The organism is Rhizobium etli CFN 42, assembly GCF_000092045.1.
GTDB classification, from domain to species: Bacteria; Pseudomonadota; Alphaproteobacteria; order Rhizobiales; family Rhizobiaceae; genus Rhizobium; species Rhizobium etli.
The window spans coordinates 284806-298388 of record NC_007761.1; the positions used below are offsets into that span (position 1 = coordinate 284806).

General features: G+C 62.9%; 15 protein-coding genes and 1 pseudogene. 6 read left to right on the forward strand and 10 right to left on the reverse strand.

Annotated elements, in window-relative coordinates; genetic code table 11:
* Positions 1-143: 143 nt before the first annotated feature.
* Complete coding sequence (locus RHE_RS01390) at positions 144-1991, forward strand: hypothetical protein (protein WP_011423660.1); 1848 nt, start codon at positions 144-146, stop codon at positions 1989-1991.
* 28 nt (positions 1992-2019) lie between these two features.
* Here the strand turns inward: RHE_RS01390 and RHE_RS01395 are convergent, their stop codons facing one another.
* Positions 2020-2262 (reverse strand): hypothetical protein, encoded by a 243-nt coding sequence (locus RHE_RS01395; protein WP_020920162.1) that lies wholly within the window; start codon positions 2260-2262, stop codon positions 2020-2022.
* Between the two features lie 338 nt (positions 2263-2600).
* Here RHE_RS01395 and xseA point away from each other — a divergent pair, with 338 nt between their 5' ends.
* Together xseA and RHE_RS01405 are read left to right on the forward strand one after the other, a co-directional pair.
* The gene (gene xseA / locus RHE_RS01400) at positions 2601-4181 is read left to right on the forward strand and encodes an exodeoxyribonuclease VII large subunit (RefSeq protein ID WP_011423661.1); all 1581 of its coding nucleotides are present in this window, start codon (positions 2601-2603) and stop codon (positions 4179-4181) included.
* Between the two features lie 2 nt (positions 4182-4183).
* Positions 4184-4774 (forward strand): NAD(P)H-dependent oxidoreductase, encoded by a 591-nt coding sequence (locus RHE_RS01405; protein ID WP_011423662.1) that lies wholly within the window; start codon positions 4184-4186, stop codon positions 4772-4774.
* On the opposite strand, the gene RHE_RS01410 is transcribed toward RHE_RS01405, so the two are convergent.
* Positions 4775-5272 carry a MarR family winged helix-turn-helix transcriptional regulator gene (locus RHE_RS01410; RefSeq protein WP_011423663.1) on the reverse strand — a complete coding sequence of 166 codons (498 nt, stop codon included), beginning with the start codon at positions 5270-5272 and terminating at the stop codon, positions 4775-4777.
* Between the two features lie 81 nt (positions 5273-5353).
* On the opposite strand from RHE_RS01410, the gene RHE_RS01415 reads away from it, so the two are divergent.
* Positions 5354-6265, forward strand: a complete 912-nt coding sequence (locus RHE_RS01415; protein WP_011423664.1) for an EamA family transporter — start codon at positions 5354-5356, stop codon at positions 6263-6265.
* Here the strand turns inward: RHE_RS01415 and RHE_RS01420 are convergent.
* Positions 6213-7466: an aminopeptidase gene (locus tag RHE_RS01420; RefSeq protein WP_011423665.1), complete on the reverse strand. Its 1254-nt coding sequence runs from the start codon at positions 7464-7466 to the stop codon at positions 6213-6215. The two genes, RHE_RS01415 and RHE_RS01420, sit on opposite strands and share 53 nt — an antisense overlap.
* Positions 7467-7596: 130 nt before the next feature.
* Positions 7597-8280 (reverse strand): glutathione S-transferase family protein, encoded by a 684-nt coding sequence (locus tag RHE_RS01425; protein WP_011423666.1) that lies wholly within the window; start codon positions 8278-8280, stop codon positions 7597-7599.
* A gap of 82 nt (positions 8281-8362) precedes the next feature.
* Between RHE_RS01425 and RHE_RS01430 the strand changes: the two genes are divergently transcribed.
* Entirely contained in the window at positions 8363-8806 is a 444-nt protein-coding gene (locus RHE_RS01430) for a MarR family winged helix-turn-helix transcriptional regulator (RefSeq protein WP_042117749.1), read from the forward strand.
* Here RHE_RS01430 and ybaK read toward each other — a convergent pair whose 3' ends face one another.
* The 4 genes and pseudogenes from ybaK to RHE_RS34165 all read right to left on the reverse strand — a co-directional run.
* Positions 8807-9280: a Cys-tRNA(Pro) deacylase gene (ybaK, locus tag RHE_RS01435; RefSeq protein ID WP_011423668.1), complete on the reverse strand. Its 474-nt coding sequence runs from the start codon at positions 9278-9280 to the stop codon at positions 8807-8809.
* 3 nt (positions 9281-9283) lie between these two features.
* Positions 9284-9634 (reverse strand): ArsC family reductase, encoded by a 351-nt coding sequence (locus tag RHE_RS01440; protein ID WP_011423669.1) that lies wholly within the window; start codon positions 9632-9634, stop codon positions 9284-9286.
* Positions 9635-9719: 85 nt separating this feature from the next.
* On the reverse strand, positions 9720-10781 hold the full coding sequence (locus RHE_RS01445; RefSeq protein WP_011423670.1) for a M14 family metallopeptidase: 1062 nt from the start codon (positions 10779-10781) through the stop codon (positions 9720-9722).
* Positions 10782-10873: 92 nt separating this feature from the next.
* Positions 10874-11237: pseudogene (locus tag RHE_RS34165) on the reverse strand (2'-5' RNA ligase family protein); the annotation flags it as partial.
* A 115-nt stretch (positions 11238-11352) separates the two neighbouring features.
* Between RHE_RS34165 and RHE_RS01455 the strand changes: the two are divergent.
* Positions 11353-11916 carry a methylated-DNA--[protein]-cysteine S-methyltransferase gene (locus RHE_RS01455; protein ID WP_011423671.1) on the forward strand — a complete coding sequence of 188 codons (564 nt, stop codon included), beginning with the start codon at positions 11353-11355 and terminating at the stop codon, positions 11914-11916.
* A 16-nt stretch (positions 11917-11932) separates the two neighbouring features.
* Here the strand turns inward: RHE_RS01455 and RHE_RS01460 are convergent, their stop codons facing one another.
* A complete protein-coding gene (locus RHE_RS01460) occupies positions 11933-12667 on the reverse strand; it encodes an SDR family oxidoreductase (protein ID WP_011423672.1) in 735 nt (244 codons plus the stop codon).
* A 36-nt stretch (positions 12668-12703) separates the two neighbouring features.
* On the reverse strand, positions 12704-13555 hold the full coding sequence (locus RHE_RS01465; protein ID WP_187331709.1) for an oxidoreductase: 852 nt from the start codon (positions 13553-13555) through the stop codon (positions 12704-12706).
* Positions 13556-13583: the final 28 nt, after the last annotated feature.

A 13583-nucleotide genomic window follows, 5' to 3' on the forward strand; every position in this document is an offset into this window, starting at 1 on the left:
AAAAGCCGTGACCAACCTAAATCACGCAGCGTTAATAAGACGCTATGACGCAGGCAAAATCGGCTGCGTCCGCAGACGGCTTTACACTTTCTTGATCGGCGCCCGCTAAGGTTCGGCGATCTGGAAACGAAGCGCTAACCACGATGAACGCCGTGCAGCCGATCGCTGATGCATCCGCCGTGACCGCCGCCCGCAGGCGCCGGGTCGGGGCGCTGCTGACGCGTCTCTGGCCGGCCGTCATTGCCTATAGTGTTATCCTCGCCGCCGTTATCCTTGTTACCAAATTCTCCAGCGCCACCGATTATGTCGGTCCCGACAATGACGACGGCATGCGTCTCGTCGAGGTTCGCGATTTTCTTGCCGGCCAGGGCTGGTTCGATCTGATGCAATATCGTCTCGGCCTTGCCGGCGGTACGCTGATGCACTGGTCGAGGCTTATCGACCTGCCGATCGCTTCGCTGATCCGGTTTTTCGACCTGTTTGCGCAGCGTGAAACCGCCGAGGCGCTGGCGCTCGCCGTCTGGCCCGTATCGCTTATCTTTCCTGCCATGCTCGCCATGGGCGTTGCCGGCCGGCGGATCGGCGGCGTCGCGGGCATGCACATCGCCCTCGGTCTCACCGCTCCGGCAATCTACACCGGAAACCGCTTCGCTCCAGGCGCCATCGATCATCACAATGCGCAGCTGGCGCTGGTCGCGACGATGGTGGCGATGCTCGTCGATCCCGAGCGTCGCGGTTGGAGCTACGCGGTCGCCGGCGTCGCGGCCGCTGTCGCCATCGCCATCGGCGCCGAGACCACCCCTTTCGTCGCCGGCGTCTGCCTCACGGTCGCCCTGCTCTGGGCATGGGAAGGCGAGAATTTCGCCGTCGCCGCCCGGGCCTTCGGGTTGTCACTGACGATTGCGATCAACATTCTTTTCTTCGCAACGGTGCCGCCCCGGCTCTATTCGATGGTCACCTGCGACAATCTCTCGCTCGGCTATTACAGTCTGGCGGCGATCGGCAGCGGCCTCCTGTTGTTTTCGGCCGTTTTTGCGAGCGGCTTGCGTCGACCCTTGCGCTTTGCCGCGCTCGCCTTTGTCGGCGCCGGCGTTTTCGGTGCGGCGATCGTCATCGCACCGCAATGCCTGAGCGATCCGTTGGGCAGTCTCGATCCGATGCTGGTCGAACTCTGGCTGCGGCATATTTCGGAAGCCCAGTCGCTCCTGGCGCTGGCGCGCACCGATCCCACCTCGGTCGGCGCCTTCTATGCGGCAGGCCTCTTCGGGATTGCCGTCTGCATCTTTCGCATCATTCAGCGCGACCGCGTGCAGATCCATCTGGTCCTGCTCTTCCTGCTCGCCACGAGCTGGGCGATCGCGCTGGTTCAGGTGCGCGGCGCTTCTTTCTCGAACCTGCTTTCGATCCTGCCGCTCGCCCTGCTGATCGTCGATATCAGGCGCATCTCCAACAGCGACAGCGAGAATGTCGCCGTTGCCTTCGTCTATGTGATGAGTGTTCTCGCGAGCGTTCCGGCGGTCTGGGCCGTCGGCGGCGGGCTTATCTCGCGGCAGATGGAGAACGATGCGCAGAAGAAGGCGGCGGAGCCGGAAAAAACGCTTTCCTGCACATCGAAAGAGGCGCTGGCACCGCTCACCGAACTCCCGTCCGGCCTGGTCTCCGCGCCGTCGGAAATGGGCGTGCCGATCCTCCGCTTCACGCAAAATCGGGTTCTCTCCGCCCCCTATCACCGCGATCAGGGCGGCATGCTGACCGAAATGCATATCGGCCTGGCAAAGCCACAGGAGGCGGAAGCCTTTCTGAAGGGAGCCGGTGTGGCGGCGCTTGCCTTCTGCCCGAAGGACCTGCAGACGCGCGAACTCGCCAAACTGAAGCCGGATGGGCTCTATGCCGAACTCGGCAAGGACAATATTCCGCCCTATCTGGAGCCACTTGCAAAGGTGCCGGATACGGGCGTCCAGTTCTTCCGCTACCGGCCGACGGCGAATTGACGCCGACAGCCTTGATGTTGCGCTGACGTCAGTGAGACGTGCGGACGGCCCGCAGACGGTCGCTGGCATAAAGCCCGAGCACGAAGAGGATAAGACCGCCATTGTAGCCGAGAATGGCATAAACAAGTGCCAGAAGTGACACCGGTCCGGGCGAGGTTATCGCCGCCAGGGTAAAGCTCATTCCGATCAGTGCGGCCACCAACGCGATGCCGGCGGCCGAGCGCATTAACCCGGCGCTGATGCCCAATGCTGCTGCTGTGAGAATAATCATTTCAGCACCTTCCCAGAGAGAACGAGGGGAAGCATAGGAAGCGCCAACTAACAAAGATTTACCGGCTCTCTCGGCTGAAAATCCTTTGTATTGCGGTGGTTAGCAATCCCTTTCGGGTAAAACGCGCTTTTTATCTATGCGTTCCCCGGCGAAACGAATTTTCCCGTTTTTCTTGTCATTCTTGCTGCTGCAACGATCGCATGCACGCAATGCCTGGAGCATGAAGCTTGATGGAACGGCGGCGACTCTGCCAGGCAAACGGTTCAGCAGTCGGGAAAACGGGTCTCTCCGGTGGTCGCGACCTTCCCGTTTCCCGCCAATGGAAATAGAAAGGAGGGATGAGCAACCTCTTCGACAGCGATTCGCCGACCAACCTTGCCGAATATTCGGTTTCGGAGCTTTCCGGCTCGATCAAGCGCACCATCGAAACCGCTTTCGACCAGGTTCGCGTGCGCGGTGAAATATCCGGTTATCGCGGTCCGCACTCCTCCGGCCACGCTTATTTCGCACTGAAGGACGATCGCGCCCGTATCGACGCCGTTATCTGGAAGGGCACTTTCTCGCGGCTGAAGTTCCGCCCCGAGGAAGGCATGGAGGTGATCGCCACCGGCAAGGTCACCACTTTTCCCGGCTCCTCGAAATATCAGATCGTCATCGAGACGCTGGAGCCGGCGGGCGCCGGCGCGCTGATGGCGCTGATCGAGGAACGCAAACGCAGGCTCGGCGCCGAGGGCTTGTTCGATGCCGCTCGCAAGAAGCGGCTGCCCTTCATGCCGCATGTGATCGGCGTCGTCACCTCGCCGACCGGCGCCGTCATCCGCGATATCCTTCACCGCATCTCCGACCGTTTTCCCGTGCATGTTCTCGTCTGGCCGGTGAAGGTCCAGGGGGAGGGATCCGGCGAGGAGGTGGCGAACGCCATCCGCGGCTTCAATGCGCTGGAGCCCGCCAGCGCCATCTCCCGCCCGGATGTGCTGATCGTCGCACGCGGCGGCGGCAGCCTGGAAGATCTCTGGAGTTTCAACGACGAGATCGTCGTGCGCGCTGCTGCCGAAAGCCGCATACCACTGATCTCGGCCGTCGGCCACGAGACCGACTGGACGCTGATCGACTATGCCGCCGATGTCCGCGCTCCGACGCCGACCGGGGCGGCGGAAATGGCCGTGCCCGTCAAAGCGGAGCTCGAGGCGCAGGCTGCGGCGCTTGCCGCCCGCCTGCAGGGCTGCATGAACCGGCAGATGGATCAGCGCCGCCAGTCCGTCCGTAGCCTGATGCGGGCATTTCCCTCGCTCGATCAGCTTCTCGCCTTACCGCGCCGCCGCTTCGACGAGGCGGCGGCCGGCCTCGGCCGCGGGCTGGAGCTCAACACCATCAACAAGCGCCGCGGCTTCGAGCGCGTCATCGCGCATCTGCGCCCGGACCTTCTTTCCGGCCGCATTTCCGAGCGCCGCCAGATGTTGAACGAGCGGATGGTGCGCGCCGAGCGCATGGTCGAGCGGCTGATCGACCGCTCGGCATCGCGCGTCGAGCGCGCCGAGGCGATCCTGGCTTCGCTGCCGGCACGGTTGAAAGCGCAAACCGACCGCTCCCGCGAGCGTCTCGGCAATCTTACCCGTCATGCCGATACGGCGATCCGTCACCAGCTGACGCGCGCCCGCGCCGAGCTCTCGGCGCAGGACCGCGTGCTGCAGTCGCTCTCCTACAAGAACGTGCTGAGGCGCGGCTACGCCGTCATTCGCGATGAGGACAACAGGCCGGTCTCGCAAGCGGCCGCACTCTCCGCCGGCATGGGCATCGCCATCGAATTTGCCGACGGCCGTATCGGTGCTATGACCACGGAAGGCGGCACCCCGCCTGGCGGCGCCAAGAAGCGCAGCACAAAACCGGCGGAGCCGACGAAGCAGGGAAGCCTGTTCTAACGATGCGGATCCTGCTGGTGCTTGCCCATCCGCTGCCGGAAAGTTTCGCCGCCTCGGTGACGCGCACGGCTCGCGAAGCCCTGGAAGCCTCCGGCCATGCCGTCGACCTCGTCGATCTCTACGATCAGAATTTCGATCCACGCCTCTCCGAAGCCGAGCGCCGTGCTTACTTCGATATGCCCTACGGCACCTCTGAGGTGGCCGATATGGTTGCCCGGCTGAAGGCGGCCGATGGTCTCGTCCTCGTCTTTCCGCAGTGGTGGTTCAATTTCCCAGCCATCCTGAAAGGCTTCTTCGACCGCGTCTTCGCGCCAGGTGTGGCCTTCACGCATGATGCCGCCGGCGGCCGGATCGTGCCGGAGCTCACCAATATCAGGCTGCTCTATGCGCTGACGACGACGGGCTCGCCCTGGTGGCTGGTGCATTTCTATATGGGCAATCCCGTCCGCCGCCTGCTGAAGCGCGGTATCGCCAGCTTCTGTTCGAAAAAGCTCGTCTTCCGCATGCTGAGCCTGCATGACATGGACCGGGCCACGGAAGCCAGGCGCAAGGCGCATCTGGAGCGTGTCCGAAAGGCGCTCGCCGCCATTTGACTATTCGAAATCCGCGAGGAATTTCTTCAGCAGCCGGTCAAACTCGGCCCTGTCCCCGGCCGTCAGGTTGCGCGTTAGCCGCTGCTGATTGGCGACATGGGCGCCGACCGCCTCTTCGACGGTCGCAAGCCCCTTTTCGGTCAGCGCGATCAGCACGCTGCGCCGATCCTGCGGATTGACGATGCGCTCGACCAGGCCCGCCTTCTCCAACTGGTCGATCCGGTTCGTCATTGTGCCGGAGCTGACCATTGTCATTTCCAGGAGCTCGCCCGGCGAAAGCCGATGAGGTGCGCCGGAGCGGCGAAGTGTGGCCAGCACGTCGAAAGCAGAGGTGGAAAGCCCGTGCTGCATGAGCACGGCCTCGACTTCGCGGCCGAGATGGGTGCCGAGGCGCTTCAGGCGCCCGAGAATGCCCATCGGTTCGACGTCGAGGTCCGGCCGCTCGCGCCGCCATTGCGCCAGGATCCTGTCGACGTGATCTTGCTTCTCTTCGCTCATGCAACATCGATAGCAGTAGATATCTTGACGTCAAGATAAACTGCGCTATTCTGAATTTATCTTGATGTAGAGATTCTTGATATGAAGACAAATTCGCGATATCTCGCCGATGTGCTGATCACAGCCGTCGCTCCGGCCATCTGGGGCAGCACCTATTTCGTCACGACATCCTTCCTGCCGCAGGGCTATCCACTGACCGTTGCGATGCTGCGCGCCCTGCCGGCGGGCCTGCTTCTGCTGCTCATCGTCCGCAAGCTGCCGAGGGGTGTCTGGTGGGGTCGCGCCTTCATTCTCGGCGCGCTGAATTTTTCGTTCTTCTGGGCGATGCTTTTCGTTTCGGCCTATCGACTGCCGGGTGGCGTGGCGGCAACGGTCGGCGCCGTGCAGCCGCTGATCGTAATTGCCTTGTCTCGTCTTTTCCTCGGCAAGCCGATCCGCTATCTCGCCGTCGTCGCCGGCCTGATCGGTATGTCGGGGGTAGCGCTGTTGGTGCTGACGCCGAATGCGGCGCTCGATCCTGTTGGCGTCGCTGCCGGTCTCGCCGGCGCAGTCTCCATGGCCTTCGGCACGGTGCTGAGTCGCCATTGGGAGCCGCCGGTTTCCAGCCTGACTTTCACTTCTTGGCAGTTGACCGCGGGCGGCATCCTGCTCGTGCCCGTCGCCTTCGTGCTGGAGCCGGGGCTTCCCATGCCGACGGCGGCCAATATTCTGGGCATCGCCCATCTTGGCCTCATCGGCGCGGCCTTCACTTATCTGCTGTGGTTTCGCGGCCTGTCGCGCATCGAGCCCTCGGCCGCAGCATCGCTCGGCTTTCTCAGCCCCGTCGTCGCGACCCTGCTCGGCTGGCTGGCGCTCGGCCAGAGCCTGACGCCGGCGCAGATCGCCGGCTTTGCTATGGTGCTCGCCAGCGTCTGGCTCAGTCAGCGCACGATGATGCCGCTCAGGCCCATTCGCCCTGCCGCATCACCGGAACCCGCGAGCCGTCCGGTGTGATGCCGTCGATGTCGACCTTGTCGGAGCCGATCATCCAGTCGATGTGGATCAGGCTGGAATTGCCGCCCTGCGCCTCGATCTGCTCTTGGCTCAGGGTTGCGCCGTTGAGGAAGCACTTGGAGTAGCACTGGCCGAGCGCGATGTGGCACGAGGCGTTTTCGTCAAACAGCGTGTTGTAGAACAGGATGCCGCTCGCCGAGATCGGCGAGGAATGCGGCACGAGCGCCACTTCGCCGAGCCGGCGCGCACCCTCGTCGGTATCGAGCACCTTGTTCAAGACTTCTTCGCCGCGTGTCGCCTTGGCTTCGACGATCCGCCCACCTTCGAAGCGCACCTGGATATTGTCGATCAGCGTGCCCTGGTGCGACAGCGGTTTGGTGCTCGAGACATGACCTTCGACCCGTAATGCATGCGGCGTGGTGAACACTTCTTCGGTCGGAATATTTGGATTGCAGGTAATGCCGTTCTTGGCTGTGGAGGCGCCGCCGTGCCATTCATGCCCGTCGGCAAGGCCGACCGTCAGATCGGTCCCCGGACCCTTGAAATGCAGCGAAGCAAAACGCTCGCCGTTCAGCCAGGCCGAGCGCTTGGCGAGATTGGCATTGTGCTCCGCCCAGGCGGCGACAGGGTCGCTGACATCGACACGCGAGGCGGCAAAGATCGCCTTGGCGAGCTTGGCGATCGCGATCGGCTCCGGGTCGTCGGGGAAGACCACCTTGGCCCACGAAGGGTTGGGGTAGGAGACGATGTTCCAGTTGATGTCGAAATTCGAGATCTTTTCCAGCGCCGGCTTATAGGCGGTTGAGGTGGCGCGATTGGCGCGCCCGACCTTGCCGGCATCCTGTTCGGAAAGCAGCATCGGATTGTCGCCGGCGACCGCCAGACGGGCCGCCCCGTTGGCATAGGCCTTGGCCATGCCCTCGTAGAGCCAGTCGGAGGCGCGGTCGAAGCTCTCGTCGCTGCCATACTGGAAGCGCGCCAGCGTCGTTTCCTCGTCGGAGTAGAAGGCGCTCACCAGCCCGGCGCCGGCCTGATAAGCGTGTTTGGTGATGAGGCGCACAAGCGGCAGCGCCACAACAGGCGCGGTGATCACCAGGTCCTGGCCCTTCTGCAGCTGCAAACCGACCTTGACGGCGACTTCCGCGAGCTTCTCCAGCTTGACGGGATCAACGGTGTTCTGGCTCTGGGGCATGAAAGTCATGGTTCAACCTGCCTTCTGTCATCGACGCTAAGAGGCTGAAAGACTTAGACCGGTTTGCGGCGAAAATGAAGCGCAGAGCTGCCGATTTGAAAGCGGCCGGGCACCATGCCCGACCGCCTTCGCGCAAGCGTCAAGCGGCGGCAGGCAGCCTGAGCAGGATCGATTCGTGCTTGTCGAGGAACTCCATCAGCCGCTGCGGATAATCTTCGCCGACGGCGTCTTTCACGCTTCGCCGTTCGCCGAGCGCGATTCGCCAGCGCGTCACCCGCTCGAGCCCCGCGAAGATGCCGCTATCTCCGAGCCTCTCGAAAACATCGAAATACCGAAAGATCGGCGCGAAGACGGCATCGACGAGGCTGAAGCTGCTACCGGAAAAATAAGGTCCATCCGCGAGCACTCCTTCGAGCGTCGCGAACTTGGCGATCAGCGCCTTGCGCTTGGCCTCCAGCTGTTCCACCTCCGTGGCCGTTTCATAGCCCCAGAGATCGGAAAGCACGGACGAGCCGAATTCCATCCAACCGCGATGGCGGGCGCGGGCAAGCGGATCGGCCGGATGCAGGGCAGATCCCGCCTGCGTCTCCTCCAGATATTCGCAGATAACGCTGCTTTCGAAGAGGATGGCCTCGCCGCCATCGTCTTCCTCGATCCTGAGCAGCGGCACCTTGCCGAGCGGCGAGATCTCAAGGAACCAGTCCGGCTTGTTGGCAAGGTCGATGTTGATGCGCTCGAAGGGAACACCCTTTTCGCGAAGTGCGATCGCGGCGCGTTGCACATAGGGGCAGAGATGATGGCTGATGAGGGTGAGCCTGCTCATGAACGTCTCCTTGCTGTTTTAATAGATGCATTTGCATATAATAGCGCTTGCGGGCTTGTGCAAGATAAATGTATTTGCATCTATGATGGAAAAGACACCGAAGCCGACTGAGGCCGCCACCTCTGCCTGGACCAGCATCATGCGGACCCGCGAACGGCTGCTGGCCGCGATCGAAGCCGATCTGAAAGCGGCCGGCATGCCGCCGCTTGCCTGGTATGACGTGCTCTGGGAACTGGCGCGCTCGAAAGACGGCAAGCTGCGGCCCTACGAGATCGAGGAGCGGACCTTGCTGGCGCAGTATAATCTTTCCCGGCTGATTAATCGGTTGGAAAGAGAGGGCCTGGTCCGGCGCGAGGTCTTCGCCGAGGACGGCCGCGGGCGCTGGGTTCTGCTTACCGATGCCGGCCGAATGCTTCGCACGCGGATGTGGACCGTCTATGCCGCAGCGATCGAGATCCATGTCGGCAGCAAGCTTGCGGAAGACGAGGCGAAGGCAATTTCCGGACTGCTCGCTCGTTTCCTCTGATCAGGCAATCAATGACGCGCCGACCGCTTTCAATGCCTTCAGGGCATCCTTTGGATCAAGCCGCACCTGCAGCCCGCGCTGTCCGCCATTGATATAGACGAGCGCTTCGGCGAGAGCGGTCTCCTCGATCGCCGTCGGCACGGCCTTCCTCTGGCCGAAGGGGCTGATGCCGCCGACATGGTAGCCGGTCAGCCGCTCGGCATCGGCCGGCTTCATCATTCTGGCCGATTTGCCGCTAAAGGCGCTGGCCAGTTTCTTCATGCTGACTTCGCGATCCGACGGAACGACGACGCAGACAGGTCTGCCGTCCACCTCGGCCATCAGCGTCTTCAGCACCCGCTGCGGCGCCTCACCCAGGGCTTCCGCCGCCTGCAGCCCGACGCGCTCTGCGCCTGGGTCATAATCATAGGTGTGGATGGTGAAGGCGACGCCTGACTGGGAAAGAACCTGTGTCGCGCGGGTGGTCTTGGACATTGCTCAGCGCCCGAACATATCCGCGTAATTCTCCGGCTTGAACCCGATCAAAAGCTTGCCTTCCGTCTCCAGCACCGGCCGCTTGATCATCGACGGCTGGTCGAGCATCAGTGCGATCGCCTTTTCCCGGTTCAGGTTCTCACGCTCGGCATCGGGCAGTTTGCGAAAGGTGGTGCCGGCGCGGTTGAGCACCGTGTCGAGGCCGGCCTTGTCGATCCAGTCTTCGAGATGGGCGCGGTCGATGCCGAGCGCCTTGTAGTCGTGAAACTCATAGGCGACGCCGTGTTCTTCCAGCCAGCTGCAGGCTTTCTTCATCGTGTCGCAATTCTTGATCCCATAGATGGTGACGGCCATACCAGTCTCCCTTTGATGGCAGCGGGATAGCATGCGCAAGCGCCAGCGCAAACGCCGCCCGGCATTTATCCCCGGCGGCGCCTGCTCAACTCTCCAGCGTGCCGGCCTTGCGTGCGGCCTTGCTCGGCCGTGCGCAGACGATCTTCATCAGGTCGCCGCGCCGGCGCACCAGCCGATCCGAGGTTCGGGTCAGGATCAGCCCATCCTGCGGCGCGTGCAAATCGATGCTGCCGTCAGGTTGACCCGGCCGAGTGACGATCGTCGCCAGAAGCTCGCCCTCTGCAACCCTGTCGCCGATCGTGCGATGGAAGAGCACGGCGCCGCCTTGGGGAGCGCGAATGATCTCGACATTGTCGAGCGGCACGGCGGGACCGGCAAACACGGCCTGCGCCATTCTTTCGTCGCTGACGATCGACCGTGCGGCGAGGAAACGCCAGAGCCCATCCGCATCCCGCTTCGCCAGCGCCGGATCGACGTCGCGCTTGCCGCGCAGCTCGACCGTGACCGAAAGCTTGCCCGGGAGCCGGGGTTGTCGTTCGCCCGGAACCGCATATTTCCACGCAAAACCGACGGCTTCCTCGAAGGCCGAGCTTTCGCCATCCGAAAGCAGCACCGCCTCCATGTCGAGCGCGGCGGCAAGATCGGCTGCCTCCGGCCAGAAGGCCTCATCGATATAGGCATATTGCAGCGATTCGTCGTCGCAGTGCAGATCGAGGACGAGATCAGCGCCGAGCGCCATGTCCAGGAGCTGCCTTTTCAGTTGATCGGCAGCCGGATAATCATTGAGATCTTCCGTCAGCATTGCCCGATCGGTGGCGCTGATCAGCGGAAAATCGCGGTTGAAATTGGTGCGGGAACCGAGATCGAAACGGCCCTGCAATTCGCCGAAATGCGATTGCGCCGTGCCGATCGGGTTGGCCTGCGGCACGATGGTGATGTCGCCGGCGACCGCGCCTTCGCTTTCCGCTCGCCACAGACGTTCGCAAAGGAAATGCAGAAGCGCCGTTCCCGGCAGCTCGCCGGCGTGAAGCGCCGCCTGGATATAGGCCTTCGGAGCCTTCGGATCACGGCCCACAAAACGCAGCACCGGCAGCCGCCACTCCGTTCCCGGCGTATCGCCCGGGATAATGATCTCCGAAACGTCCATGTTTTTGTCTCGCTTGCAATCGAACAGCTTTTCCGAGTTTTATGCGCGGAAATCCGGCTCGCGCAAGCCACGGTCGATGGACATCGTTGCGATCAGCCAAGCAGCGGCCAAAGATCGATGATCCGGTGTTCGGTTTTTCCGAGAACGCTGTGAATGAGCAGGAACTCCTGTGCTGCCCATGAACCGGCCTGTCGAGATTTGCAGGCGGCACCCCCTGCGGTCGTAAAGCAGTGTCATATGCGGCGTGAAATCCGGTTTGATATTGTGCGGCAATCCGGCATTGTGCATGCCGACCCCGAGTTGAACATGCAGTCGGCTGAGCTCTTTCCGCCCGCCTTCGCCGCAAAGGAGCAGAGGTCGCGCCTTGCCTTCCCGTCTGAAGCTCATGATCCTGTCGAAGGTGATCGCGATCGGCGCACCCTCGACCGTGGCGCCGGCCTGGCGCGCCGCCAAGATCCTCCGGCAAAATGGAAGATCAAGAACGAAAAAGGAACATACGCGCAAGAAACGGGTTGAAACAGCGGTCGCTCCGTACGATTTTGGTGTTAATCGAAAACGCGGAGGCTGTGTCATGGCCGAGACGATACATCACTATCTCATCTTCGAAACCACCGGCGGCTTCTGCGGCATCGCCTGGAGCGAGGCCGGCATCGCCCGCTTCCAATTGCCGACGAAAACCGCGGAAGCGACCGAACGGCTGCTGCTGCGCCGCCTGCCAGATGCCCAACCCGGCAGCCCGATGCCTGAGGTGCTGGACACGGTCGCGGCCGTAAAGCGCTATTTCCAAGGCGAGGAAACCGATTTCTCCGGCGTCCAACTCGATCTTGCCGGCCAGAATGACTTCTTTAGAGATATTTATGCGGCAGCACGGCGTGTCGGCTGGGGCCGCACGACCACCTATGGTGCGCTGGCGAAGGAGCTTGGCGTTGGGCCGGAAGCGGCCCGCGATGTCGGGCAAGCGATGGCGAAAAACCCGGTCGCGCTGATCATTCCCTGCCACAGGGTGCTAGCCGCCGGCGGCAAGATCGGCGGCTTCTCCGCGCCCGGCGGTTCGTCCTCGAAGGCCCGCATGCTGGAGCTCGAAGGGGTCAGCCTCGCCCCGCCGCCGCCGGTCCAGCAATCGCTGGGTTTTTAGGGGAAATGCCGGCTGCTCAATGCGGGCTGGCCGTCGGCCGGACGATGATCTCGCTGACATCGACGTCATCGGGCTGGCTGATGGCGTAGAGGATCGCATTGGCGACGGCTTCCGGGCTGATGGTGATGGCCCTGAAAGCCTTCATCGCATCCCGCGCGGTCGGATCGGTGATCGTCTCGGCCAGTTCCGAGGTCGTCGTGCCGGGAGAAATGACGGTGACGCGGATGCGATTTGTCTCCTGTCGCAGTCCGTCCGAGATTGCCCGCACCGCGTATTTCGTCGCGCAATAGACGGCGGCCGTCGGCGAGACGCTGTGGCCGCCGATCGAGGACAGGTTGATGATCTGCCCCGATCCCTGTGCCTTCATGATCGGAAGAGCGGCCGCGATGCCGTAGAGAACGCCCTTGATGTTGACGTCGACCATCCGGTCCCATTCCTCGACCTTGAGGGCGTCGAGCGGCGAAAGCGGCATGACACCGGCATTGTTGACGATGACATCAAGCCGGCCGAACTCGGATCTGGCAAAGCCGGCAAAGGCTTCTACCTGGGCACGGTCGGTGACGTCGAGTTTTCGCAGACGCACCGTTCCCCCTCCGGCTTCGATTTCGCCGGCGAGCGCCTCCAGACGCTCGCTGCGGCGCGCGCCGATCACGATCTGTGCTCCGGCGGCGGCCAGCACTTTTGCCGTGGCCTCTCCGATGCCGCTGCTGGCTCCGGTGATGGCAATGACTTTTCCTTCGATATCAGACATTTCAAGCTCCTGAGCAGGTTGAGAGTTTCTTGATGGTCAACTTGGAAAATCTGCGCTGAGCGTGGTGTCCGCCCAGGCATCGAAATTGGCGCGAAGCGTATTGAGCCGTTCACGGGCGATCTTCAGGGAAGCTGCCCCGAGCAGCAGGCGCAGCGGCGGTTCGCCCGCCTCGAAGGCCGATATGATGGCGCTTGCCGCGCGCGCGGGATCGCCCGGCTGCTTGCCGGAGATTGAGCGGGTGGCCTGGCGCCGCTTGCCGGCGGTCTCGGCATAGTCTTCGATAATTGTGCCGGATTCGACCATCGAGCGGCCGGCCCAATCCGTGCGGAAGCCGCCGGGCTCCAGGATCGTCACGCGGATGCCAAGCGGCCCGACCTCATTGGCCAGCGATTCCGACAGGGCTTCGACCGCAAACTTGGTGGCGTGGTAGTAGCCGGTCGCGGCAAAGGCGACGAGCCCCCCAAGCGAGGACACGTTGAAGATATGCCCCTGCCGGCGTAAGCGCATGCCGGGCAGAACCTCTTTGATAACGGCGATCAAGCCGAAGACATTGGTCTCGAACTGAGCGCGGATCTCGGCATCCTCGCCCTCCTCGATTGCCGAGAGATATCCGTAGCCGGCGTTGTTGACGAGGACATCGATGGCGCCGAAATGCGCCTCGGCGTCGCGGACCGCAGCAGCGACGGAGCGGCCATCCGTCACGTCGAGGGCGAGGGCCAGCGCCCGCTCCCCATGCGCTGCCGTGAGATCGCCGAGCGTATCGGGCCTGCGCGCCGTAATGGCAGCGCGCCAACCGCGTGCCAGGACCGCTTCGGCGAGTGCCCGGCCGAGGCCGGACGATGCACCGGTGATGAACCAGATGGGTGTGGTGGAAGACATGGTCGTCATCCTTTCCGGCCGTCCTATGCGGCCTTTT

What these genes read in the sequence shown, in the direction of transcription:
- RHE_RS01390 (WP_011423660.1), top strand. Translation starts at nt 144, where the DNA reads ATGAACGCCGTGCAGCCGATCGCTGATGCATCCGCCGTGACCGCCGCC.
- RHE_RS01395 (WP_020920162.1), bottom strand. Translation starts at nt 2,262, where the DNA reads ATGATTATTCTCACAGCAGCAGCATTGGGCATCAGCGCCGGGTTAATG.
- xseA (WP_011423661.1), top strand. Translation starts at nt 2,601, where the DNA reads ATGAGCAACCTCTTCGACAGCGATTCGCCGACCAACCTTGCCGAATAT.
- RHE_RS01405 (WP_011423662.1), top strand. Translation starts at nt 4,184, where the DNA reads ATGCGGATCCTGCTGGTGCTTGCCCATCCGCTGCCGGAAAGTTTCGCC.
- RHE_RS01410 (WP_011423663.1), bottom strand. Translation starts at nt 5,272, where the DNA reads ATGAGCGAAGAGAAGCAAGATCACGTCGACAGGATCCTGGCGCAATGG.
- RHE_RS01415 (WP_011423664.1), top strand. Translation starts at nt 5,354, where the DNA reads ATGAAGACAAATTCGCGATATCTCGCCGATGTGCTGATCACAGCCGTC.
- RHE_RS01420 (WP_011423665.1), bottom strand. Translation starts at nt 7,466, where the DNA reads ATGACTTTCATGCCCCAGAGCCAGAACACCGTTGATCCCGTCAAGCTG.
- RHE_RS01425 (WP_011423666.1), bottom strand. Translation starts at nt 8,280, where the DNA reads ATGAGCAGGCTCACCCTCATCAGCCATCATCTCTGCCCCTATGTGCAA.
- RHE_RS01430 (WP_042117749.1), top strand. Translation starts at nt 8,363, where the DNA reads ATGATGGAAAAGACACCGAAGCCGACTGAGGCCGCCACCTCTGCCTGG.
- ybaK (WP_011423668.1), bottom strand. Translation starts at nt 9,280, where the DNA reads ATGTCCAAGACCACCCGCGCGACACAGGTTCTTTCCCAGTCAGGCGTC.
- RHE_RS01440 (WP_011423669.1), bottom strand. Translation starts at nt 9,634, where the DNA reads ATGGCCGTCACCATCTATGGGATCAAGAATTGCGACACGATGAAGAAA.
- RHE_RS01445 (WP_011423670.1), bottom strand. Translation starts at nt 10,781, where the DNA reads ATGGACGTTTCGGAGATCATTATCCCGGGCGATACGCCGGGAACGGAG.
- RHE_RS01455 (WP_011423671.1), top strand. Translation starts at nt 11,353, where the DNA reads ATGGCCGAGACGATACATCACTATCTCATCTTCGAAACCACCGGCGGC.
- RHE_RS01460 (WP_011423672.1), bottom strand. Translation starts at nt 12,667, where the DNA reads ATGTCTGATATCGAAGGAAAAGTCATTGCCATCACCGGAGCCAGCAGC.
- RHE_RS01465 (WP_187331709.1), bottom strand. Translation starts at nt 13,555, where the DNA reads ATGACGACCATGTCTTCCACCACACCCATCTGGTTCATCACCGGTGCA.